19 protein-coding genes are annotated in these 21,915 nt (G+C 51.2%); 11 read left to right on the forward strand and 8 right to left on the reverse strand.

The window, feature by feature from the left end:
- Positions 1-261: 261 nt before the first annotated feature.
- The 5 genes from NGM62_RS09365 to NGM62_RS09385 all read right to left on the reverse strand — a co-directional run bounded on the left by NGM62_RS09365 (position 262) and on the right by NGM62_RS09385 (position 3,126).
- Complete coding sequence (locus NGM62_RS09365) at positions 262-498, reverse strand: hypothetical protein (RefSeq protein ID WP_262247420.1); 237 nt, start codon at positions 496-498, stop codon at positions 262-264.
- Between the two features lie 32 nt (positions 499-530).
- Positions 531-1,112 (reverse strand): plasmid pRiA4b ORF-3 family protein, encoded by a 582-nt coding sequence (locus NGM62_RS09370; RefSeq protein WP_262247422.1) that lies wholly within the window; start codon positions 1,110-1,112, stop codon positions 531-533.
- Positions 1,113-1,122: 10 nt separating this feature from the next.
- Positions 1,123-2,139 (reverse strand): PDDEXK nuclease domain-containing protein, encoded by a 1,017-nt coding sequence (locus tag NGM62_RS09375; RefSeq protein ID WP_262247423.1) that lies wholly within the window; start codon positions 2,137-2,139, stop codon positions 1,123-1,125.
- 116 nt (positions 2,140-2,255) lie between these two features.
- Positions 2,256-2,525: a hypothetical protein gene (locus NGM62_RS09380; RefSeq protein ID WP_262247424.1), complete on the reverse strand. Its 270-nt coding sequence runs from the start codon at positions 2,523-2,525 to the stop codon at positions 2,256-2,258.
- A 43-nt stretch (positions 2,526-2,568) separates the two neighbouring features.
- Positions 2,569-3,126, reverse strand: coding sequence for a hypothetical protein (locus tag NGM62_RS09385; protein ID WP_262247426.1), 558 nt, complete (start codon positions 3,124-3,126; stop codon positions 2,569-2,571).
- Positions 3,127-3,692: 566 nt separating this feature from the next.
- Between NGM62_RS09385 and NGM62_RS09390 the strand changes: the two genes are divergently transcribed.
- Positions 3,693-4,856, forward strand: coding sequence for a Fic family protein (locus NGM62_RS09390; RefSeq protein WP_262247427.1), 1,164 nt, complete (start codon positions 3,693-3,695; stop codon positions 4,854-4,856).
- Positions 4,857-4,993: 137 nt separating this feature from the next.
- On the opposite strand, the gene NGM62_RS09395 is transcribed toward NGM62_RS09390, so the two are convergent.
- Positions 4,994-5,551 (reverse strand): hypothetical protein, encoded by a 558-nt coding sequence (locus NGM62_RS09395; RefSeq protein ID WP_262247428.1) that lies wholly within the window; start codon positions 5,549-5,551, stop codon positions 4,994-4,996.
- Between the two features lie 315 nt (positions 5,552-5,866).
- Here NGM62_RS09395 and NGM62_RS09400 point away from each other — a divergent pair, with 315 nt between their 5' ends.
- The 3 genes from NGM62_RS09400 (at position 5,867) to NGM62_RS09410 (ending at position 12,567) form a co-directional block, all read left to right on the forward strand.
- On the forward strand, positions 5,867-7,441 hold the full coding sequence (locus NGM62_RS09400; protein WP_262247429.1) for a purple acid phosphatase family protein: 1,575 nt from the start codon (positions 5,867-5,869) through the stop codon (positions 7,439-7,441).
- A gap of 103 nt (positions 7,442-7,544) precedes the next feature.
- Positions 7,545-10,796: a SusC/RagA family TonB-linked outer membrane protein gene (locus NGM62_RS09405; RefSeq protein WP_262247430.1), complete on the forward strand. Its 3,252-nt coding sequence runs from the start codon at positions 7,545-7,547 to the stop codon at positions 10,794-10,796.
- Between the two features lie 25 nt (positions 10,797-10,821).
- A complete protein-coding gene (locus NGM62_RS09410) occupies positions 10,822-12,567 on the forward strand; it encodes a RagB/SusD family nutrient uptake outer membrane protein (protein WP_262247431.1) in 1,746 nt (581 codons plus the stop codon).
- Positions 12,568-12,643: 76 nt separating this feature from the next.
- Here NGM62_RS09410 and NGM62_RS09415 read toward each other — a convergent pair whose 3' ends face one another.
- Positions 12,644-13,321 carry a response regulator transcription factor gene (locus NGM62_RS09415; protein WP_262247433.1) on the reverse strand — a complete coding sequence of 226 codons (678 nt, stop codon included), beginning with the start codon at positions 13,319-13,321 and terminating at the stop codon, positions 12,644-12,646.
- 82 nt (positions 13,322-13,403) lie between these two features.
- Here NGM62_RS09415 and NGM62_RS09420 point away from each other — a divergent pair, with 82 nt between their 5' ends.
- The gene (locus tag NGM62_RS09420) at positions 13,404-14,582 is read left to right on the forward strand and encodes an MFS transporter (protein WP_262247434.1); all 1,179 of its coding nucleotides are present in this window, start codon (positions 13,404-13,406) and stop codon (positions 14,580-14,582) included.
- A 608-nt stretch (positions 14,583-15,190) separates the two neighbouring features.
- Positions 15,191-16,402, forward strand: a complete 1,212-nt coding sequence (locus NGM62_RS09425) for a DUF4185 domain-containing protein (protein ID WP_262247436.1) — start codon at positions 15,191-15,193, stop codon at positions 16,400-16,402.
- 102 nt (positions 16,403-16,504) lie between these two features.
- On the opposite strand, the gene NGM62_RS09430 is transcribed toward NGM62_RS09425, so the two are convergent.
- Positions 16,505-17,497 (reverse strand): hypothetical protein, encoded by a 993-nt coding sequence (locus NGM62_RS09430; protein ID WP_262247437.1) that lies wholly within the window; start codon positions 17,495-17,497, stop codon positions 16,505-16,507.
- Between the two features lie 192 nt (positions 17,498-17,689).
- On the opposite strand from NGM62_RS09430, the gene NGM62_RS09435 reads away from it, so the two are divergent.
- The 5 genes from NGM62_RS09435 to NGM62_RS09455 all read left to right on the forward strand — a co-directional run bounded on the left by NGM62_RS09435 (position 17,690) and on the right by NGM62_RS09455 (position 21,804).
- Positions 17,690-18,262 (forward strand): Crp/Fnr family transcriptional regulator, encoded by a 573-nt coding sequence (locus NGM62_RS09435; protein WP_262247438.1) that lies wholly within the window; start codon positions 17,690-17,692, stop codon positions 18,260-18,262.
- A gap of 109 nt (positions 18,263-18,371) precedes the next feature.
- Positions 18,372-19,034 carry an NADPH-dependent F420 reductase gene (locus NGM62_RS09440; RefSeq protein ID WP_262247440.1) on the forward strand — a complete coding sequence of 221 codons (663 nt, stop codon included), beginning with the start codon at positions 18,372-18,374 and terminating at the stop codon, positions 19,032-19,034.
- 36 nt (positions 19,035-19,070) lie between these two features.
- Positions 19,071-19,643 (forward strand): YceI family protein, encoded by a 573-nt coding sequence (locus NGM62_RS09445; RefSeq protein WP_262247442.1) that lies wholly within the window; start codon positions 19,071-19,073, stop codon positions 19,641-19,643.
- A 125-nt stretch (positions 19,644-19,768) separates the two neighbouring features.
- Positions 19,769-20,878 (forward strand): NAD(P)/FAD-dependent oxidoreductase, encoded by a 1,110-nt coding sequence (locus NGM62_RS09450; RefSeq protein WP_262247443.1) that lies wholly within the window; start codon positions 19,769-19,771, stop codon positions 20,876-20,878.
- 56 nt (positions 20,879-20,934) lie between these two features.
- Positions 20,935-21,804 carry a DUF808 domain-containing protein gene (locus tag NGM62_RS09455; RefSeq protein WP_262247444.1) on the forward strand — a complete coding sequence of 290 codons (870 nt, stop codon included), beginning with the start codon at positions 20,935-20,937 and terminating at the stop codon, positions 21,802-21,804.
- Positions 21,805-21,915 lie beyond the last annotated feature (111 nt).

Genomic DNA, 21,915 nt, shown 5'->3' on the forward strand with positions numbered 1-21,915 from the left:
CCCAATGCGCAATGGGAATGATGTGACTGTTAATTTATAGAGGAAGTTACCTTTTCTGGAAACAAATCCAAAATCTCCCCCGATGACTCCGGTTATTTTTAATGTATCTGTCACCGATTGTAAAGATAATGGAAAGATTGTACCTTTAGATTGTCATGGATGACTTAGACCAATACGACTGGGCACCTGCCGATTTGCCCATTGTTGAGCAACTGAAAGCCGTGGGTATATGGAATTAGGGGGAACTCCGTGAATTCCGAGTTACCCTTGGAATACTTCGGCGAAGATGGCGGTCAAAATTGCTTTCGTGAGCTTTCGGTAAATAACCGGCTGGTCTACTTTATAGCTCACTAAAAACGCTGTGCAGACCTCGTGGATGGAACGGCCAAAAAATGGCTGAAGCCTACTGACGACGAGCTGCTCGAATGTTTGCCCCGGAACATATTCATCAATGGATTTGACTAGGGGTACGGGGGACACCCCAATCCGTTTGTGCAAACCAAAGCAAATGTTTGTAGTTGTGTAAATATTTAAAACGTCAGCTCTTCCGGTGCGATCAATGCCATGCGCTTATTGACCTCACGTTGGTTGTAGTATGCCCGATCCCAATCTTCGTTTGATCGTAAGCCAAGCCATTGGCGGTAACTCCGCTTTTTCGCCGCTGTGCCATGGGCAAACGTATCGACCATTTCACGGTAACCATGGGTGCTGCCAACATCTTCCGGAGGACATTCGTTTTTGCCACCAATACAGTAAGCCGTATAGATTTCTTTGTTGGTGATTTCTTCCAACACGATTTGGTGCTCCCAATGATCACCGAAATCATATACGTATGTGAACTTATCACTTATTTTGCGGAAAATAGTACTGATTTTTATCCGGCGGGCATCTTTTACCGGCATTTCATCATTGGGAATTCCGATGCCATCAGGGTCGCTCAACGCTTGTTTACCGAATTCGAACAGGTGGCTGTTCTCCCATCCGAATGCGGCCTGAATAGCCTGGTGAAGCTGGTAAAAATTAAAACCGTAGGGAATGACAATCCGGCGCCAAACGCTCGGTCTGGTTTCCAGAAGTGTAATCTTTAGTTGAAGTGTTTTGAAGCGGGGCATAGTATATAACTCATTCTAAATCGTTATCTAACGTTTCCTCAATAACAGCGCGAAGCTCTTCTTTATTTGGCAGGTATAACTGGTACTTACTAACGAACAACTGCGAGGATAGGTTATGCATGGCGTATTGAATGAGCAATTCATCCTTTTCTTTGGCCAACACGATACCAATCGGCGGATTATCCCCTTCGGTATTTTCTTCACTTTCGAAGTAACCCAGGTACATGTTCATCTGCCCGACATCTTCATATCCAGCTTCTTCACGCTTCAAGTCGATCAATACAAAGCATTTCAATATACGGTGATAAAATACCAAATCGACATAGTGATGCCGATTACCCAAGGTAATCCGATATTGCCGACCGATGAATGCAAAGCCTTTACCCAGTTCCAACAGGAAATGTTGCAGGTGCTCAATGATTCGGCTTTCCAGTTCCGATTCGCTGTAATGATGCCGCTCGGGTATTTTCAGGAAATCCAGCACATACGGATCCCTGATGATATCATCGGGTTTGGTTACCTGTTGCCCTTGCCGGGCTAATTGCATAATGCCGTCTTTATCTTTGGATGCAGCTAAGCGGAGGAATAAGGAGGATTTCTTTTGGCGAATTAACTCTCGGATACTCCATTTTTCATTAATTGTTTGCTTCTCATAGAATGATCGCTCTAATTCATCTTCTATCTTAAGAAGTTCTACAAAATGCGACCAGCTCAATTGGTGCGACAGTGTCGCACCAATTGGATAAAGCTTATAAAATTGCCTCATCCGTTTGAGATTGCTAAGACTAAAACCTTTGCCATAGGCGGGTGTTAAATCACTGGAAAGACGCAACAATAACTTATCGCCATAACGGGCCTTCGCTTTACCTCCTTGCTCAAATTCAACAATATACCTGCCTATTTCCCAGTAGGTCTGCACCAACTGTTTATTTACGGCTTGAGCAGCCAGTTGCCTACCCTGCTTATAGGTGTCAGATATTTGATTGACTAATGCTTGATACTCCTGTTGGTCTACTAATTCCTTCATAAGCTAGGTTAGATTATTGTGCCGTTAAAACCCGTTCAAATATACCGATTACCGAGAAACTACTCAACTCATCATCCGCTAACCGCATTTTCATCACCGATTTGTTTATTCCTTACTTACAAATATCCATTCCGGGTCCTACTATTTTTGAAAGAGGTTCGGAAACTTATCACGAACCAGCTAAATGTATCGTGGCCGTGATCTTCCAGTTCCACTTCAGGGAAATGTTCGGTTTTGATGTCTTCGTGGTTGACTTTACCGTCGCATGTCCTGGGCCTTCCGCGGCCGGGTTTCCGGGGGCCGGTGTAGAGGTATTTCAGGTTGGCATCGATGAAAGAGTTATTGGTAAACCATGCGTCGGCGACAACGATGCGGGATAGTCCCAAAAGTTTTACACTTTGGTCGGTGAAGGAGTCAAGAAAACTACCCCTACACCCCAACCACGAACGTGTAAAACGTCTTAACCGTAACGGTTAAGGATTTGGTCGTACCTCTCCTGGGTTTGGCATATAGCTTATAATCAAACTTTCCCTTCATGATATACGGTTTCAGATCCACCGCCCCGTCGGTTACGGGAAGTGACAGCGACGTTTCGTATACATCCGGATTGTTGGCAATCTCTGCTATCACCTTTTCTTCAACACCATCGGCTCCGACCGCCACCCGGATGGTTCCCGGGTTCTGGAGGTTGTTGTCCTCGTCTGGATCGGCAACTTCGATGATAATGCCTGTGAGATTAATCTCCCTGACATTATTGGCGCTGACCAACGGGGCATTTTGCTGGATGATCGCATCCAAATCCATCGCTACTTCCTTGGTGAGCTCAATGTCGCCTAAAACTACCGGTACCGCCGGTATGGTCACGGTAATAGGCGCTGCTTCATAGTCAAAATCCGCTTTTAGAACTTCTTTGATTTTCTTGCAAGAGGCTAAAAAACCTACGGCAAAAATCAAACTGAATACTAATACTGGGTGGATCGTTTTCATGTACTGAGGATACGACTGGGCACCCGCCGATGTGCCGATTGTTGAACAACTGAAAACCTTGGATATATGGAATTAGGAGGAACTCCGTGAATTCCGCGTTACCCTTGGAATACTTCGGCGAAGATGGCGGTGAGGCAAGCTATTAATCAGAAAAATTCCTATGTTTGCATTAATTAGTTTTAAAAATTACTCAATGCAGGCTGATTGACCCTATTTAATTCGAAAAATTCCTGGTAAAGTAAAGCGATATGGATAAAAATGTCCCCCTTCATTTACAAGATATTATTTTCTCGTCTAGTGACAAGGCGACCAGCAGGATGATATCCATCCTTCTAAAAGAGGGGAAAATACGAAAGATTGCACCGAGAATTTACACGCCTCAGCTAGATGGGAACCCAGCAGATATTATACGCCCCCATATCTTTAGGATTATCGGACATCTCTTTCCGGGGATTTTACTAAGCCACCGATCCGCATTGGAATATAGGCCGACGTCTACAGGCGATCTATTCTTAACATACACGTATAGCCGAAATGTGAAACTGCCAGGCATAACCTTGAATATAATGAAAGGCGCCGGCGCCATAGCAGGAGACAACCCTTTTACTGAAGGGCTGTATGTTTCTCAATCGGAGCGTGCTATTTTGGAGAATTTGCAGGAATCTAGAAGGCCGGGGCCGCAATCAAAGACCTTACCCCTACCGCAGATAGAGGAACGCCTCGAACAGATTGTCGTTGCCAAAGGAGAAGACGGGCTAAACGCACTTCGAGATAAGGCAAGAACAATCGGGCAGGCGATCGGCATGGAAAAGGAATTCGAGAAGCTAGATAAATTAATCGGTGCATTATTAGCAACCAAGCCCTCAGGTATCTTGACATCTCCTGTCGCCATGGCGAGGGCCTTTGGGCATCCCTATGATTCGGAACGGATAAGTCTTTTTGAAACCCTGTTCGTGGAATTGCAAAACCGAGTATTCGGTGAGGTCCCGGAAAATAATCTATCGGCGACGTCATTTAGAAATTTTGCCTTTTTTGAAAGCTATTTTTCCAATTATATTGAGGGCACCAAATTTGAGGTGGAAGAGGCGTTGAAGATTATTGAAACGGGAAAACCAATGCCAACACGTGATGAAGATTCACACGATGTGCTCGGCACTTACCAAGTCGTCAGTAACCGGACGGAAATGACCGTAACCCCAGAGCGGGCAGACCATTTCCTGGACATTCTGCGATACCGCCATAAGGTTATGCTGAGTGGAAGGCCATCCAAGAGTCCAGGTGAATTCAAGGATAGGAATAACCGTGCAGGGAATACGGAGTTCGTCGACTTCTCGTTGGTAAGGGGAACTTTGATGCGGGGTTTCGAATTCTATCGTGCGATTGAAGACCCATTTGCAAAGGCAGCTTTCATGATGTTCATGATAAGTGAGGTGCATCCCTTTCTTGATGGGAACGGCCGTGTGGCAAGGGTGATGATGAACGCAGAACTGGTCAAAGCGCAACAGACGAAAATCATCATACCAACGGTATTTCGGACAGATTATCTAGGTGCGCTACGGCAATTGACGCGCCGCAGGCTCCCCGACACCTATATCAGGATGCTGCAACGGGCGCAATTGTTTAGTGCAACGCTAATAGGAGAAGACATAGAGGTGATGCAGGGCGTACTGACCAAAAGCAATGCTTTTGAAGAAGGAGACGACTATATTTTAAGGATTGTCACTCCTTAGTCGGGGTGTCATCCGGGTGATTTAATTTGAAAAAATACCCGGATCTCCTGAGGTATTCGGAAAAATACCCGTTTCTCTTCATCGGTTAAGAATTAATCTGAAAAATTCCATACCCGGATTTTACCTTAAAACTACCCCTACACCCCAACCACGAACGTGTAAAACGTCTTAACCGTAACGGTTAAGGATTTGGTCGTACCTCTCCTGGGTTTGGCATATAGCTTATAGTCAAACTTTCCCTTCATGATATACGGTTTCAGATCCACCGCCCCGTCTGTTACGTTAAGTGACAGCGACGTTTCGAACACATCCGGATTGTTGGCAATCTCCGCTATCACCTTTTCTTCAACACCATCGGCTCCGACCGCCACCCGGATGGCTTCCAGGTTCTGGAGGTTGTTGTCATCGTCTGCACCCGCCACTTCGATGGTGATGCCGGTGAGATTGATCTTCCTGACATTGTTGGCACTGACCAACGGGGCATTTTGCTGGATGATCGCATCCAGATCCATCGCTACCTCCTTGGTCAGTTCAATGTCGCCTAGAACAACCGGTACTGCCGGTATGGTTACGGTAATAGGCGCCGCCTCATAGTCAAAATCTGCTTTCAGGACTTCTTTGATTTTATTGCAGGAAGAAAAAAAGCCGACGGCGAAAATCAAACTGAATACTAATACTGGGTGGATCGTTTTCATGTACTAAGGGTTATATATGCTGTGATTTATCAAAACTTATGTGTGTTAACCAAAACGGATGCCAAAAAAACGTTCCGGATTCTAAACCCGTCGAATTCGATGGAATTAAAAATCAGTCAGAATCAAACGGGATTTCAAAATATTGATATTCCTTTATGTGGGGCCATTCCTGTAAACTTCTGGAATAAAACAGCGTTAGATCTTCATCTATAATTCCATTTTTTTGCTGCGGAAAAGCGAAAGAAAGGGTGGAAACAAACATAACATTGAGGTAACATCGGCTTGCTACTTTTGCATAAAAATAGATGACGCCCCATGTATAGAAAAACAATCCTTTCAACCTTCTGCATAGCCATTTTTTCCATCGCTTGTTTTGGACAGTTCAGGATAACCCCCTACCTGCTGCCTGCCGATAGCGCAGGCGCGGTCCAGCTCACTTGGTTTACCGACCAAGAAATGGCGGGCAAACTGGCCGTGTGGGAACCGAATACGACAGACACCCAATATTATACACCGGCACCCGCCCTTGTTGCGGCGCTGAACTACTCGGCACTGGAAGAATCCGAACGGGGCAGCTTCCCCGACATGTTCCGCAATGCCAGCTGGAAGCACACCGTGGTGTTGAGGGGCCTGAAGCCACAAACCACCTATGCTTACCGGGTTATACAGGGCACGGAAAGCTACACCAACGCGTTTGCGGCCGCCCCACTACAGGGCCAGCGGGAACGCATCCGGTTTGTGGCATTTGCCGATAGCGAGACCGACCCGGAAGGCCGGCACACCAAACGCCCATGGGCGGCAGGGAAACAGACTGCGGAGAGTTCCGGCAGACCGGAAGGCCTGGACAACTACCTGCTCACCGAGACAGCCGGTTTTAAAGCGAACCTAAGGCAAATCAAAGCGGAAAAGCCCGATTTTATCATCGTGCCGGGAGATATTGTGCAGGGTGGCGGCTACCAGCGTGCCTGGGATGAGTTTTTCTTCCATACGGCCGGCAAATTCGATGATGTGCTTGGCCAGACGCTGCTGCTGCCGGCAATCGGCAACTGGGAAAACTTCGGCGCACGCAACGGCGGCTACGACCCACAGGCGGTGTTTCAGTCGAGAGCCAAATACAAAGCCTACTTTTCGCTGCCCAGTAACGGGCATCCGACCTACCAAGATACCTATTACCGCGTAGACTACGGCCCGGTTACCGTGATTACGCTGGATTCATCCAACGGGCTGCCCGACAGCACGGACAACGACACCAACATCAACATCAGCATATCGACCTATCCGGGTGACGACCTGCCCGACATCAGCCGCGGATCTGACCAGTGGAAATGGGCAGAGGCACAGCTAAGGGATGCCCACGAGGCCGGCCAGGTCATCTTCGTGCAATTCCACCACATCCCCTACTCCAGCGGCGGACACATCTTGCCGCTGACGGCCGAAAAAAGCTCGGGCCAGGCCGGTGTGCCCATGCGCGCCTATACGCCGATGTTTAAAAAATACGGCGTGGTGGCGGTCATCTGCGGCCACAACGAGTCACTCGAACATTCGCTGGTAGACGGCATCCACTTCTGGGATGTCGGCATTGCCGGAGACGGATTCGGGTATTCCATTGATGACCGCGACCCGCGACGCTTCAACGCATACCGGCAGTGGGTGGCACACGTGGATGCGCCGGAACACTGGCGCGGGCACCAGCTCCTTTCGGGAGGCAAACACTACGGGCACCTGGTAGTCGACGTCGTCCCCAAGGGTGCGCAGGGTTATGAGGTGACCATGACCCCGCAGTACATTTTTCCGCTTACGGATGAGTCCGGACAGGTCGTCGCCACGGAAACGCGGGTTTACGACCACGTGGTCACTGCTTCATCCCCGGCACCTGTAACCCGCCCGTAACGTTTTAGTGCATACCCTTAAAACAAACACCGACTTAACATACTGGTAACATTGCTTGGCTAATTTTGCCGGTGAAATAATAAAACGAACTAATTTTTTAACAATGAAAGTAGGTGTACCAATAGGTTTATTGGCGGGAACGATATTGTCGTTTCCATGGGTTGGAGAGGCTGCTACGGCTTTCACAACAAGAGACAAAGCGCTGATCGCAAACAGCCGGCAACAGACCACCCTCTCGGGAAGAGTATTGGACGGCGATGGCCAGCCAATCCAGAATGCTACGGTGGCCATTCAGGGCACGAGCAAGGCGGTTTCAACAGACGAAAACGGACGGTTCGTGCTGGAAGCCGACCGGACGGATGCGACGCTGGTGGTATCTTATGTGGGCTTTGAGACCCAGACCCACCAGGTGAGTGGCAGCATGCGCGATATCGTTATTCGGCTGGACAGCAGGAACGATTTGGAAGAGGTGGTTGTGGTCGGCTATGGTACCCAAAAGAAAATCAACCTCACCGGAGCAGTGTCGCAGATTACCTCAGAGGTGCTCGAAAACAGACCGCAGCCTAACCTGACCCGTATGCTGCAAGGTACACTGCCAAACCTCAACCTGCGCATGGCCGACGGTGGGCCTACACGTGGCGCCGCATTCAACGTGCGGGGGATAACCTCCATCGGGGCGGGCGGTAATGCGCTGGTGCTGATTGACGGGGTTGAAGGCGACCCAAACTTGGTCAACCCGAATGACGTGGAAAGTGTTTCCGTATTGAAGGACGCCTCTTCTGCCGCCATTTACGGTTCCAGGGCAGCATTCGGAGTGGTATTGATCACCACCAAGAGCCCCGACAAGGGCAGGTCCACGCTCGACGTGCGGTTAAGCCAGTCGGTCAATGAGCGTACGGTGGTGCCCAACCTCGTGACCGATGGCTATACGTGGGCCAAAAATTTCGACGATGCGTTTTACGCCTGGTACGATTATAAAACTCATCCCATAACCATCAATGCCAACTTCCCTTTCTCACTGGAATGGCTGGAGCGGTTCAAAAACCATGACCCTGCCCAGGGCGATGCGGTCTATAACGAATCGCTGGGACGATACGAGTACTTTGGCAGCACCGATTGGTTTGGCACCCTGCACCGGGATCGGATGCCGGCAACGGAAGCGTCCATCAGCGCATCCGGGGGGAACGACCGGGCAAGATATTTCGTTTCGGGTCTCTACTACCACCAAGATGGTATATTCAGGCACTCGCCGGACGATTTTGATAAGTGGAACGTAAGGGCCAAGGGAGAAGTAGACCTGAACAACTGGCTGTCGTTCGATAATAATGTCGATATCAGCACATATCAATACGGCTATCCGCTGCTTGCCAACGGCGACGCCGGTATCTGGAGGTATTGGGCCGTATCCGGCTTTCCCGTTGCTACGGTGTATAACCCCGACGGCTCCTACACACGCCAGGCGGTAGAATCGGGCGCCTCGTTTATGGATGGAAGCAGCCGCTCGAATCAGAACCGGTTTTTCGTACGGACCACCCCCAGCTTAACGGCCAAGCCCTTCGGTGATCTGCTGACCTTCAAGGCCAACTTCACTTACGCCAAAACGTTCAATAACGATAAGCGGCACAATAACTACGTGTATTTCAGTGACGCGCCCGGGCAGACCGGGCGGTATGGCAATAGCCTATACCGCACCTTAACCGACAATACGACCTACTGGGGATCTAATATCACGGCCGACTTGAAAAAGACATTCAACGACGCGCATGACCTGGGCGCACTGGTGGGATACAACATCGAATCGAACCTGTGGGAAAATTTCGATGCCCAACGGGATGGCCTCCTGGTGCCCAGCAAACCGGACTTCAACCTGATGGACGGCCTGAATTACAACATTGCCGGTGGGGGCAACGAGTGGAAATACCTGGGAGTGTTCTACCGGCTGACCTATGCCTACAAAAACCGGTACCTGCTCGAATTCAACGGCCGGTATGACGGGTCGTCCAAGTTTCCCAGTAACCAGCGCTACGGGTTCTTTCCGTCGGCTTCTGCTGGCTGGAACATATCCGAGGAAACGTTTATGGCTAGCAGCCGCACCTGGCTCGATAACCTGAAACTCAGGGCGTCTTATGGCTCCCTTGGAAACGGGAACGTGGCGCCGTACCGGTACATGGAAGCCATGTCTGTAGCCAAAACCAGCGTAATCCTGAATGGGGTGCAGACACCCTACACGTCCATTCCGGGCGTCATCCCCGATGGGTTGACCTGGGAGAAAGCCACCACGCTCGACTTCGGTATGGACGCCACCCTCTTTTCGGGGAGGTTCAACCTAACGTTTGACTGGTTCAGCCGCGTCACCACGGATATGTTTACCGCGGGGCAACCGCTGCCAAACGTATTCGGCGCTTCGGTGCCATTCGGCAACTATGCCGACCTGAAAACAAACGGCTGGGAACTGACCCTGGGCTGGAAAGACCAATTCGACGCGGGCGGAACACCCTTCCACTACAGTGTATCCGGATCGCTCTGGGACAGCCGGTCTGAAATCCTGAAATTCAACAACCCCACCAATTTGCTTTCCTCGTATTACGAAGGCATGAATGTGGGCGATATATGGGGGTATGAAACCCTCGGTTTCTTCGCTTCAGACGAAGAGGCGGCCAACTGGGCAGACCAAACCTTCCTGCTAAACTCCAACACAAACGAATACCTTGCCGGAGACCTGAAGTTTGCCGACCGGAATGGCGACGGAGTGATCAACCAGGGCAAAAACACCTTGGAAGACCCGGGCGACCGCATGATCATCGGTAACAACTCGCCGAGGTATCAGTTTGGCTTCAACCTGTCTGCCAACTGGAAAGGCCTGGGGCTTTCGGCATTCGTGCAGGGCATCGCCAAGCGCGACTGGTATTTTGCGCCCGAGGCCGATCTTTTCTACGGACCGTATAACCGGCCCTACGGCTTCCAGCCGGCAATCATGATGGATGACTACTGGACCCCCGAAAACCCCGACGCTTACTGGCCCAGATACAGGGGATATACCGCGCTGGGTACCGGCAGGTCATTGGGAGCACCCCAAACACGGTACCTCCAGGATGCCAGCTACCTGAGGCTGAAAAATGTTTCACTCGACTATACCCTGCCCCAATCGTGGCTGGCTAAGGCCGGCGTAAAAAAAGCCATGGTATACGTCAGTGGGCAAAATATCCTGACATTCTCGGGGCTGTATAAACACACCGACAACTTCGACCCCGAAATCATCGAGAACCCGGCCGGAGACATGACCAATAGCCACGGCCAAGGCGATGCCTACCCGATGCTGAAATCCTACACCGTGGGACTTAACCTTACATTCTAACTGTTAGTTTTTAGAAACAATGATCATGAAAAAGTCGATTATATATATAGCTGCCAGCCTAGGCCTGCTGCTCTCCCAATCATGCAGCGATTTCCTGGAAACAGAGCCATTCGACAAGCTGGTGCCAAGCTCGTTCTTCGCAACCGAAGAAGACCTGAAACTCTATACAAACTCGTTTTACCAGCGAATGCTGCCATCGGCGGATGCGGCGACGCAAGGCGACGCAATGGCCGACTATTCGTCCATAACCCAGAGCTCAAACTTTATCTCTGGAAACTATTCGTCGGTAAATGAAGGCTCCTGGAACTGGACCAACCTGCGAAACATCAACTATTTCCTGGCCAACTACAACAACGAGGCTATCTCTGAGGAGGCCAGAAACCACTATGCGGGCATAGCCCGGTTTTTCAGGGCTTGGTTTTATATCGAAAAAGTGCAAAGGTATGGGAATGTGCCCTGGTATGACACGCCGCTGACCACCGACGATGAGGCCCTGTATAAAACACAGGACCCCCGGGAGGTGGTGATGCAGCACGTGCTGGACGACCTGAACTTCGCAACCGAGAACATCCGCGAAGCCAAAGACAACACCTCCTCCACGATTACACGCCAAGTGGCGCTGGCATATAAATCAAGGATAGCGCTTTACGAAGGGACATACCGGAAATACCACACCGAGCTGGGCCTGGCCGCCACAGCAGACCAGTGGCTCACCGAAGCGGCCAATGCGGCAAAAATGGTGATGGACGCCGGAACGTATTCGCTGTACAACACCGGCAACCCCGAAAGCGACTACCGGACGTTATTCATCTCTGAAAATGCCGTTAACCAAGAAGTCATGTTCGCGCTGGTATTCAACAACGCGCTGAAACGGTGGCACGCCTTGACATGGAAATTCAATTCAGCAACATACGGCTCCCGCTGGGGGCTGAACAAGCAGTTTATCAATACCTACCTGATGACAGACGGAAGCAGGTTCACCGATAAGCCGGGGTACGATGAACTGCTGTTTGTCGATGAGATGGCAAACCGCGACAACCGCCTGGCGCAGACCGTACGGTCGCTGGGCTACCAAAGGAGCGATGGAAGTGCGGCGCCACCCAACTTCGGCTACACCTTTACGGGATATCATATCCTCAAATGGAGCATGGACGACAAAAGACTGGATGGCATAGGCGAAGCCTATAACACCATACCGTTGATGCGCTATGCCGAAGTGCTGCTGAATTATGCCGAAGCAAAGGCAGAGCTGGGCCAATTCGATCAGACGGTATGGGCACAGACCATCGGACTGCTTAGGCAGCGGGCCGGGGTAAATACCGCCATCCCACAAACAGCCGACCCGTATCTCCAAGAAGTATATTTCCCCGAAATATCAGACAGGTACCTCCTGGAGGTAAGGCGGGAGCGTGGCATAGAGCTGTGCTATGAAAACATGCGGCACCAAGACCTGATGCGGTGGAAAAAAGGAAAATTGGTCGAAATGCCCTGGATGGGCATCTATGTGCCGGCCATGGACCTCCCCATGGACCTGGACGGCAATGGTACACCCGATGTTTCTTTCGTCTCAAAAACACCGGAAACCCCACAATCTGGCGTAACGTATTTCGTGATTGACAACAATATATCCAAGCTCACCAACGGAACATCCGGCCACCTGATCTGGGGAGCGAATGAATCGCGTAGTTTCGACGATAAAAAGTACCTCTATCCGATTTCCAATTCGGATATCGAGCTCAACGACAACTTGATACAAAACCCGGGTTGGTAGTTATATATACTGTTGGTGCCCCGCTGATGGGGCACCAACATTTTGATGTGATCAAGCCAAGTAGATGAAACCTGGACTATTCCCCGATGCTGAATTGCTCAACCACCCGCGACAATTCGGATATTTTATTGATGCCCAACTTACGGTAGATGTTTTTAACATGCGTAAGGACGGTACCCAGCGAAATAAATAGTTTCGCCGCAATCTCTTTTTTGCTCAGACCGGCATAAAGCAATTCGACAATCTCCAGCTCACGGGTGGTAAGGGATAGATACTGCTCATACTTAGATACCGATTCATCGATTTCCAAAGGTACCATCACCGTCATGGCCACCTTGGGATTGCCCCGCCCATTGTGAATGATCGCCTTTGAAGTACCGATTGTCTTCCGCCATTGCCCGGCCGACTCCAAGAGCTTATATTTCAGATTGAGATAGCCGGGGTTATTGTTCCGGAAAAAAACCATCGATTCGATCAGCGTGTAATAAGTGGAAAGGTGCATGGTCTTCAGGTAATAAAAATGGTCCATGCCCTGCAGGATCTGATTTTCAAACCCGTAAAACTTCCTGAGCTTTTCGTTGATGCATATCGGGCGGTAATATTCCACATCGTGAATGGTGATGAGGTAATCAGACTGGTCTATAATCCGCAATAGTGGCTCCTGCCGCACACGGTCGACAGTGAGTGGTTCTTGGGCGGTTAGCGAACAATATATTCTTTCAAATTCATTTTGTAGTGGTAAAAATGGCTCCATAGATGTAAGGATCGGAAAAATAAGCGCCCCAATATAACAAACTAATCCGATACGGACATTTATTTGGTTAGCTTTGCAGCCCATGCAGCACACTTCACAATCGATTTACCGTTTGCCGTTCATCCTGCTCTGCATGAGTTCACTGCTTTTCTCCACCAGCTTCAACATGCTGATCCCGGAACTGCCGGCTTACCTCAGCAGCCTGGGCGGCGGTGAATATAAAGGGCTGATCATCGCGCTGTTTACGCTCACCGCAGGGATATCTAGGCCGTTTAGTGGCAAGCTGACCGATACGGTGGGGCGCGTGCCGGTGATGGCGGTGGGCTCTATCGTTTGTTTTGTATGCGGGTTCCTCTACCCCGTGCTGTCTACCGTGTCGGGGTTCTTGTTCCTACGCCTCATCCACGGTTTTTCAACCGGCTTCAAACCCACGGCTACGGCGGCATACGTGGCAGACATCATCCCGCGTGAGCGGTGGGGCGAAGCCGCAGGCCTGCACGGACTGTGCTTCAGCTTGGGAATGGCCATCGGACCGGCGGTGGGAAGCGCCATCAGCCAGGCTTATTCGATTGACGCCCTTTTCTACTGCTCCTCGGTTTTCGCACTGCTCTCTATCGTGATCTTGATGAACATGAAAGAGACGCTGCCCGTACCGAAGCGACAACCGCTGCGTGCATCGTCATTCCGCATATCGCGTACGGATATCATCGACCCCCGGGTCATCCCGGCGGCCATCGTTACCTTACTTTCCTACGTCGCCTATGGCGCTATCCTTACGTTGATACCCGATTGGACCACACACCTGGGGATATCCAACCGGGGCGTGTTTTTCGTGGCATTCACCATATCTTCGGTGGCCATCCGTTTTTTTTCGGGCAGGCTCTCCGACAAGCACGGCCGTGTACTGGTCATCGAGTATGGATTGGCAACACTCATCCTATCGATGGGGATTCTGGCGTGGGGCGAAAGCCCCTTCTGGATGGTAACGGGAGCCGCCGTGTACGGCATTGGCGCGGGCATCCTCTCGCCCGCCGTGAACGCATGGACCATAGACCTGAGCAACCCGCACCAACGTGGAAAGGCCATGGCTACCATGTACATCGCCCTCGAAGCGGGGATTGGACTGGGCGCGCTGATCGCCGGATGGGTGTACTACGACCGCATCGGCCGTATTCCCTACATCTTCTTCGGCACCATGGTCGTAGCTGCCCTCGCCTGGCTCTACCTGCGGGGTTATAAGCGAGGTATGCGGATAAATTGATGGGGTAAACCGGAGTAGGATGGGCTTAAAATGAAAGATCTCCAAACGGGGAGAATGGAGACCTTTACTAACCAATTATAAACCTAAATTATGATGCAACAAAGGTAGTGTATATAATACACACTTCCAAACCTTTTTTACTTTTTCCCCGCTACCTGGGTCTGCCCCTACCGTAACGTGCCTCCCAGATTGGGCCGGAAAGAGATCTNCAACAAAGGTAGTGTATATAATACACACTTCCAAACCTTTTTTACTTTTTCCCCGCTACCTGGGTCTGCCCCTACCGTAACGTGCCTCCCAGATTGGGCCGGAAAGAGATCTTAGTGGTAGGCCCACAACCGGCCGATCCACACCGTCTACCAGTGCAATCAATGGAGGCTGGGGCGCCGGTGATGAACCATACTTTCGTTGTCGTTTTCACAGCTCGTGCTGTATCTGTTTGTTGTTGTGCCATCGTCTTAATGTTTAAATGAAATAACGGTACAAAAGTCGGGCGGCATAGTGGCGCACATGTAGCCAAACCGGGCGCGGTTGTAGCCAAAATCACGTTCTGCGTTTGTTTTGTCCCTGAAATACAGCATATTTGCTATACAATAACGATAAAAACCATGCGCAAACCGTCCGCTCTCCTACCCATCACGGCAATCCTTTTTTGGTGCATAGCTTGTGGCAACTCCAGCACCGCGCAACGGGACGCCACACCGACCACCGACACGATAAACCTCAGCTATACGGTCGAAGATGCCCCGGAATGGACGGGGCTGTTTGACCGTACCTCAGGCTGGTTTGGTGCCGACGGCATTTTCACGATTCCGCTCCACGGGGTGGATACTCCGCAGTCTACACAAGGCAGCAAAACGTTGCTAGTATTCAGCGATACCATGATCGGCGAGATAGAAGACGGAGAACTGCAGCCGGGCTCGGTAATGATCAATAATTCGGTGGCCACACTGGACGGGACGACGCCCGACGAAGACCGTATCCAATTCTTCTGGGATAGCGATAGTGCGGGGAAGCCCACGTCGGTATTTGTGCCGCAGACACCCCAAACCCAACCGGGCGAGTATTATTGGTTGGGCGACGGATTCGTAAACCAGGAATTGGACAATACGACGTATGTTTTTGGCTACCGGATCAGGCATACCGATGCCGCTGTGTTCCCCTTCGAAGAAGTGGGCAATACGCTGATTGCCATTCCGGCAGGGAGCCAGCCTCCCTTTAAAGACCATCGCCAGATGGATACGCCGTTCTTTATCCGCGACCCGGTGGACAACGGCAACAACGGATCGTTTGGGGCGGGCATCTTTGTAAATACAATCGCAGCGGGTGCCCCAGACCCCGATGGCTATGTATATGTATACGGCGTGCGTGGACCAAAGAAGCACGTGCTGGTAGCCCGCGTGGCCCCAAAGGATTTCGAGCACTTCACCGCATGGCGCTTTTGGGATGGAGCTGGCTGGAACATCGACATCGATAAAGCAGCACCGATCGCCGACCGCGCATCGAACGAGCTCAGTGTAACGCCGCTGCCGGACGGCCGGTATGCGCTGGTGTTCCAAACGGATGGAATCGGCACGTCCGTGGGATTGCGCATAGGCCTTTCACCGGCAGGGCCATTTGGCCCCATCAAGGAATTATGGGATTGCCCCGAAGTGGAACAGAAGGGCTTATTCGTGTATAACGCGAAGGCGCATTTCAACCTGTCCGAAAAAAATGAACTGCTCATCAGTTACAACGTAAATTCCTTCGATTTCCTAGCGGACATCAAGAAAACGCCGAATCTTTACCGCCCGCGGTTCATACGGGTGAAGTTCAAATAAGACCATACCTTAATACGGGCCGGTCGCCGTAACGGTACCGAAAATCGGAGGTACAGGCTTAGCCAACGGAGCCAATGATACCAATGATACCCTATCAAACGCTTACTCTTCCACTCCCAGCGCTCCCCAGCCACTGAAAAAGATAGCAATCATCTTCCAGCTAACCTCGAAATCGGTAAAGCTGTAAACCGGCTCCGACACCTCGATCTGCAGCTCCGCATCCGTAATGGCGCGGGCTGTGATATTTTCGGGTTCCATCACCAGCGTAGGCTCCTCGCCATTGTCATAATAAATCTCCAACTTCAGGATGCCGGCTTCTTCCGGCAGGTAAAACGGATGCGTGAAATTGATTGTTTTATTAAAGGCATCGGAAGTATATACAACGAGCTTGTAGACGACTGGCGTGGGTGGAAGCGGGTTGTTCGGGTCGGGCTCAGGGATATGCTGCGACTTAATCGTGTACGTTGAGACGTCGCATGAATATCCCGCCACTACCTGGCTTTTTGATGAAACTTCACGATCGTATATCGCGATGTCCATCGAGCTTCCGCTGCCGACACCCAGATCGACAGAAGGCACATAAGTCAACGACAGCTCGCGGTCTTCCTCGGCAATCTCATCCGTCTGCACCAACGTACGCATGAAAATCTTCCCTATGTCATTCTTGGCGTCGTGGTAATTATCGAACTGGTACCCGAAACCGCGCGCCTTGCCCAACACGATATCGCCCTTTACGTAATACGTACCAATAACCGCATTCATCATGAGACCGAGTGCAGCAACGGGGTTGCTTTCGGAATATTCTTCCAGAAGAGCAAGGAACGCCTGTGCCTTTGCGCTGTTCTCGGCCAGCTCAGCAAACTGCTCGGGCACATCGTCGCGCGAAAAGTCGATTTCCTTAATGAAAAAACCCAGGTCTACCCCATGGCTATACATGCCCATTTCAAGGGTGCCCTCCGTAAACGGCGTATTGTCGCCGGGCTGCTCCTCATCGGGATCTGGCGAATCGGTTTTGGCACATGCGGTAAACAGCAGTAAGGCGATAAAAAGGTAACGGGATAGGTGATTTGTCGTAAATCGGGAAAACAGATACATGTATTCGCTTTTATTTAATAAATCGGTCAAAAATAAGGGTTCTGAGGGGTCTGGACAATACCGGAAAACAAGGAGTTTGATTCCGCAGGCTAAGCTTTGGTAAAGATAAGAAATAGCTATGCGTTTTGCCATCCCAGTTTATTATGTTTGTAAAACCGACGGGCAGCTTGCCTATCGGGAAAAGCAAACACCGTGTTTAGCGAACTAGAGAAAAACTTAAGGCAACACATAACACTCACCACCGACGAATTCGACCGGGTGAAACGGTATTTCGTACCGAAGAAACTGCGCCGGAAGCAATTTATGCTGGAGGCTAGCGATGTATGCACCCGCATGGCGTTCGTATCGAAAGGCGCGCTGTTCTCTTACTCCACTTCGGAGAAGGGTTCCATCAACGTGGTACAGTTTGCTTTCGAATCCTGGTGGATGGCAGATCTGTATAGTTTCTTTACCGAAGAGCCAAGCAAGCTATACATCGAGGCATTGGAAGATTCGGAGCTGTTGCTTTTGAAAGCGGACCGCCTGCAGCCGCTATTGGCGGACGTACCGGCTATGGAGACTTACCTGCGGATACTCTACCAAAACGCATACGTTGCCTTGCAGCGCCGCTTGGAAGAGACTATCGGCCTCACGGCAGAACAACGATACCTCCGGTTCATGGAGCGCGACGGGCGCCTGCTGCTCCGTGTGCCGCAGCACATGATCGCGTCGTATCTCGGCGTAACCCCCGAAACGCTGAGCAGGATACGGAAGCAGGTTTCGTAAGCGAAAGCGGGAAGTGTTGATATATATCAATGCCATTCCTTATCATATGTCATTGGGGCGGCACCTCCATCGCCGTACCTTTGTATCATCACAAAAGGAGGAATGAAATATGAAAACCAAATCAACAATCGCCATCATCGGAAGCACCGGGAATATGGGCTCTGCCATTGCCAAATCGTTGGCTAAAGGATCCAACAGGCTACTGCTTTTCGGTCGCGAAGACACCAAACTCCAGACACTGAAGAACGACATCCACACGTTGAACAGCGGGGCCGATGTGGAAGCCATCGGCTGCCCCAAGGATGCGAGCTGGGAGGCCGATATCGTTATCCTCGCAGTTCCCTACGCCGCAGAAGCAGCGGTAGCTGAAGAAATAAGGCCCTACGTCACCCAGAAAATCGTAATCAGCATAGCCAACCCCATGAACGAAACATTCGACGGAATGGTTACCCCAGCCGACTCAAGCGCTGCACAAGAGCTGCAAAAGCTGTTGCCGGATGCGCAGGTGGTCAAAGCGTTTAACACCACCTATGCCGCAAACTTTGCCGAGCCGGTGATTGCCGGGGTACCGGCAGATGCCTATGTGGCAGGCGACGATGAGAAGGCCGTGCAAACTGTCACCGAGTTGGTGCAAAGCATGGGGCTCAATCCGGTTGTGGCCGGTGGATTGGCAGTAAGCCATACACTGGAACACATGCAGCTGCTGCTGATCCAGCTCACGGTGAAGAACAACTATAACTGGCACGCCGGTTGGAAAATCTTACACAATTAATATTTAACTATTTTATAACTACGAAAAATCATTGACATGAAAAAAGGATTATTAGCGATTGCACTGCTTGTAGCATCAACAGTTTTTGCAGCAGTGACACTATGGACAAACGACAAAGCACACTCCCAGCTGCAATTTACCGTGACCCACCTGGGGCTGAGCGACGTATCGGGCACGTTCAACGACTTTGACGTGAAGGTGAGCGCCACAAAAGAGGACTTCAGCGACGCAGTATTCGAACTGACAGCCAAAGCAGCCTCTATCGATACCCGTGTGGAAGCGCGCAACAACCACTTGAAGAGTGCAGATTTTTTCGATGTAGAGAAATACCCGGAAATCACCTACAAAAGCACGGCTATCAAAAAGAAAGGCAAAAACAAGTATAAGCTCACAGGCGACCTGACGATACACGGTGTTACCAAATCAGTAACCATGGACCTAGTATACCGCGGTAAGCTGGTAGATGAAGAAACCGGCAAAGAAACCGTAGGATTCCAACTTACCGGCGAAATCAAGCGCTCCGACTTTAACGTAGGTCCCGGATTCCCCGAGCCGATGATCAGCGACCTGGTACGGATCAAGGCCGACGGCGAATTTGTGAAACAGTAGGGGTTCTTAAACTACAACAAGCTTAACGGCCCGGAAGCCGCGCGCACCCCGCGTAGCTTCCGGGCTTTTTTTTGGAAAACGTGGCTAGCGGAATTTTGTATATTGCACGCAACAAAAAATACGGCATGGCCTCTTCTTCCGCCCAACTGATTTACAAAACCACCATCACCGTTATCGGTGCGGGACAGGCCGGGCTTTCCTCGGCTTTCCACCTCAAACAGCTGGGGCTGGAGCCGGGCCGCGATTTCGTGGTACTGGACCAATCGCCCCGGCCGGGCGGCGCTTGGCAATACCGCTGGCCGTCGCTCACACTGAGTACGGCCAACCGTATACACGACCTCCCGGGCCTCCCTTTTTCTGAGACCGTGGCTGATACCCGGGCCGAGGAGGTTCCGGCCAACAGCGCCGTACCGCAATACTTCGATGTCTATGAACGCCAGTTTGGCTTACTGGTATACCGGCCCGTAAAGGTGACCGTAGTGTGCGAACGGGATGGGCTGCTGCGCGTAGAGACGGATAAAGGCCTCTTTTCGGCCCGGGGCATCATCAACGCTACAGGCACATGGGATAAGCCATACATACCGGAGTATCCCGGGGCATCTTTATTCGAGGGCAGCCAGCTGCATACCCGCGATTACCAAACAGCTGATGCGTTCGCGGGCAAACATGTGCTTATCGTCGGCGGCGGTATCTCGGCCATCCAGCTGCTCGACGAAATCTCGCAGGTAACGGACACCACGTGGGTGACCCGCCGCCCGCCGGTATTCGAGCCGGGGCCATTTACCCCCGAGCGGGGCCGCCAAGCGGTGGCGATGGTGGAAGAGCGCGTGCGCCAAGGGTTGCCCCCGGCATCGGTGGTTTCCGTAACCGGGCTACCCATCACACCGGCCATCGAGGCCATGCGCAAGCGGGGCGTACTTAACCGACAGCCCATGTTTGGCGAGATAACACCCACCGGCGTGCGCTGGCCCGATGGCCGCACGCTCGATGTGGACGTCATCCTGTGGTGCACCGGCTTCCGCAGCTCACTGGACCACCTGATGCCACTCATGTTGCGCGAACCTACCGGGGGCATTACCATGGCCGGCCGGCTGGCCACCATGGTGGCCAAAGACCCCCGCATCCACCTGGTAGGCTATGGTCCCTCCGCATCGACCATCGGTGCCAACCGTGCCGGGCGGGCAGCAGCACAGGAGCTAACAGATTACCTGGGGATGGGAAAAAATCTAAACTGACAACGGAATAGACCGGCGATTTTACTAAGTTTACAGCCGTAACGACACCATCGGCAATGGCATCAGGTATTTTTGCAGTTTTGGATGATATAGCGGCACTGATGGACGACGTGGCCGTGGCCAGTAAAATCGCTACGCGTAAAACAGCAGGCATACTAGGCGACGACCTCGCCGTAAACGCCGAGAAAGCTACCGGTTTTCTGGCTTCGCGCGAGCTGCCGGTACTATGGGCCATTACAAAAGGGTCTTTTTTGAATAAACTGATCATCATTCCACTGGCATTGCTGCTGAATGCCCTCTTTCCGGTAGCCATCAAGGTGGTCTTGGTATTGGGCGGGTTTTACCTGGCTTACGAGGGGGTAGAGAAAGTAATCGAGTTCTTGTTCCACCGAAAGAAAAAAGGACAGGAGGTAATAGAGGAACAAGAAGAAAAATCAAGCGACGTGGAAAAGACGAAAGTCAAAGCTGCCATCACCACAGATTTCATCCTATCGGTAGAGATTGTCATCATCGCGCTCGGTACTGTACTCGATAAAAGCCTCGCCATCCAGATACTCACTGTATCGATAGTCGCGCTACTAGCCACGGTAGGGGTGTACGGCATTGTGGCCCTCATTGTGCGGATGGACGATGCAGGCCATCGGCTCATCTCCTATAGCAACGAGAAGGGCTGGCTATCCACGCTCGGCAAACTGCTGGTAAAGTCGCTGCCAGTAGTTATCAAAAGCTTGTCGGTAATCGGCACTATAGCGCTGCTGTTGGTTTCGGGTGGCATTTTTGTACATAACATCGACTACCTGCACCATTTGGTGCCCAATATGCCGCCTGTCATTAAGGAGCTGTCTTTCGGCCTGCTGGCCGGATTAGCAGCAGTGGCGGTAATAAGCGCAGGGAAGCGGGTGTTTGGTTCGACTTCTCACATTTAGATGAGGGCCTTTATTCGGAAGGCGGTTTGTTGCCTAACTCCGCGCAATAACATCACTTATGGTAAAGAGGGAAAGCGTTCAAACAAATTTTCTCGTTATAATCAGCGTCTA

Source organism: Parapedobacter soli, from assembly GCF_025460835.1.
Taxonomy (GTDB): Bacteria; Bacteroidota; Bacteroidia; order Sphingobacteriales; family Sphingobacteriaceae; genus Parapedobacter; species Parapedobacter soli.

Excerpts from the sequence above, each read along its gene's own strand:
- NGM62_RS09385 (WP_262247426.1), bottom strand. The coding sequence starts at position 3,126 with ATGAAAACGATCCACCCAGTATTAGTATTCAGTTTGATTTTTGCCGTA.
- NGM62_RS09370 (WP_262247422.1), bottom strand. The coding sequence starts at position 1,112 with ATGCCCCGCTTCAAAACACTTCAACTAAAGATTACACTTCTGGAAACC.
- NGM62_RS09375 (WP_262247423.1), bottom strand. The coding sequence starts at position 2,139 with ATGAAGGAATTAGTAGACCAACAGGAGTATCAAGCATTAGTCAATCAA.
- NGM62_RS09405 (WP_262247430.1), top strand. The coding sequence starts at position 7,545 with ATGAAAGTAGGTGTACCAATAGGTTTATTGGCGGGAACGATATTGTCG.
- NGM62_RS09395 (WP_262247428.1), bottom strand. The coding sequence starts at position 5,551 with ATGAAAACGATCCACCCAGTATTAGTATTCAGTTTGATTTTCGCCGTC.
- NGM62_RS09390 (WP_262247427.1), top strand. The coding sequence starts at position 3,693 with ATGAAAGGCGCCGGCGCCATAGCAGGAGACAACCCTTTTACTGAAGGG.
- NGM62_RS09400 (WP_262247429.1), top strand. The coding sequence starts at position 5,867 with ATGTATAGAAAAACAATCCTTTCAACCTTCTGCATAGCCATTTTTTCC.
- NGM62_RS09410 (WP_262247431.1), top strand. The coding sequence starts at position 10,822 with ATGAAAAAGTCGATTATATATATAGCTGCCAGCCTAGGCCTGCTGCTC.
- NGM62_RS09425 (WP_262247436.1), top strand. The coding sequence starts at position 15,191 with ATGCGCAAACCGTCCGCTCTCCTACCCATCACGGCAATCCTTTTTTGG.
- NGM62_RS09455 (WP_262247444.1), top strand. The coding sequence starts at position 20,935 with ATGGCATCAGGTATTTTTGCAGTTTTGGATGATATAGCGGCACTGATG.
- NGM62_RS09420 (WP_262247434.1), top strand. The coding sequence starts at position 13,404 with ATGCAGCACACTTCACAATCGATTTACCGTTTGCCGTTCATCCTGCTC.
- NGM62_RS09445 (WP_262247442.1), top strand. The coding sequence starts at position 19,071 with ATGAAAAAAGGATTATTAGCGATTGCACTGCTTGTAGCATCAACAGTT.
- NGM62_RS09430 (WP_262247437.1), bottom strand. The coding sequence starts at position 17,497 with ATGTATCTGTTTTCCCGATTTACGACAAATCACCTATCCCGTTACCTT.
- NGM62_RS09415 (WP_262247433.1), bottom strand. The coding sequence starts at position 13,321 with ATGGAGCCATTTTTACCACTACAAAATGAATTTGAAAGAATATATTGT.
- NGM62_RS09450 (WP_262247443.1), top strand. The coding sequence starts at position 19,769 with ATGGCCTCTTCTTCCGCCCAACTGATTTACAAAACCACCATCACCGTT.
- NGM62_RS09440 (WP_262247440.1), top strand. The coding sequence starts at position 18,372 with ATGAAAACCAAATCAACAATCGCCATCATCGGAAGCACCGGGAATATG.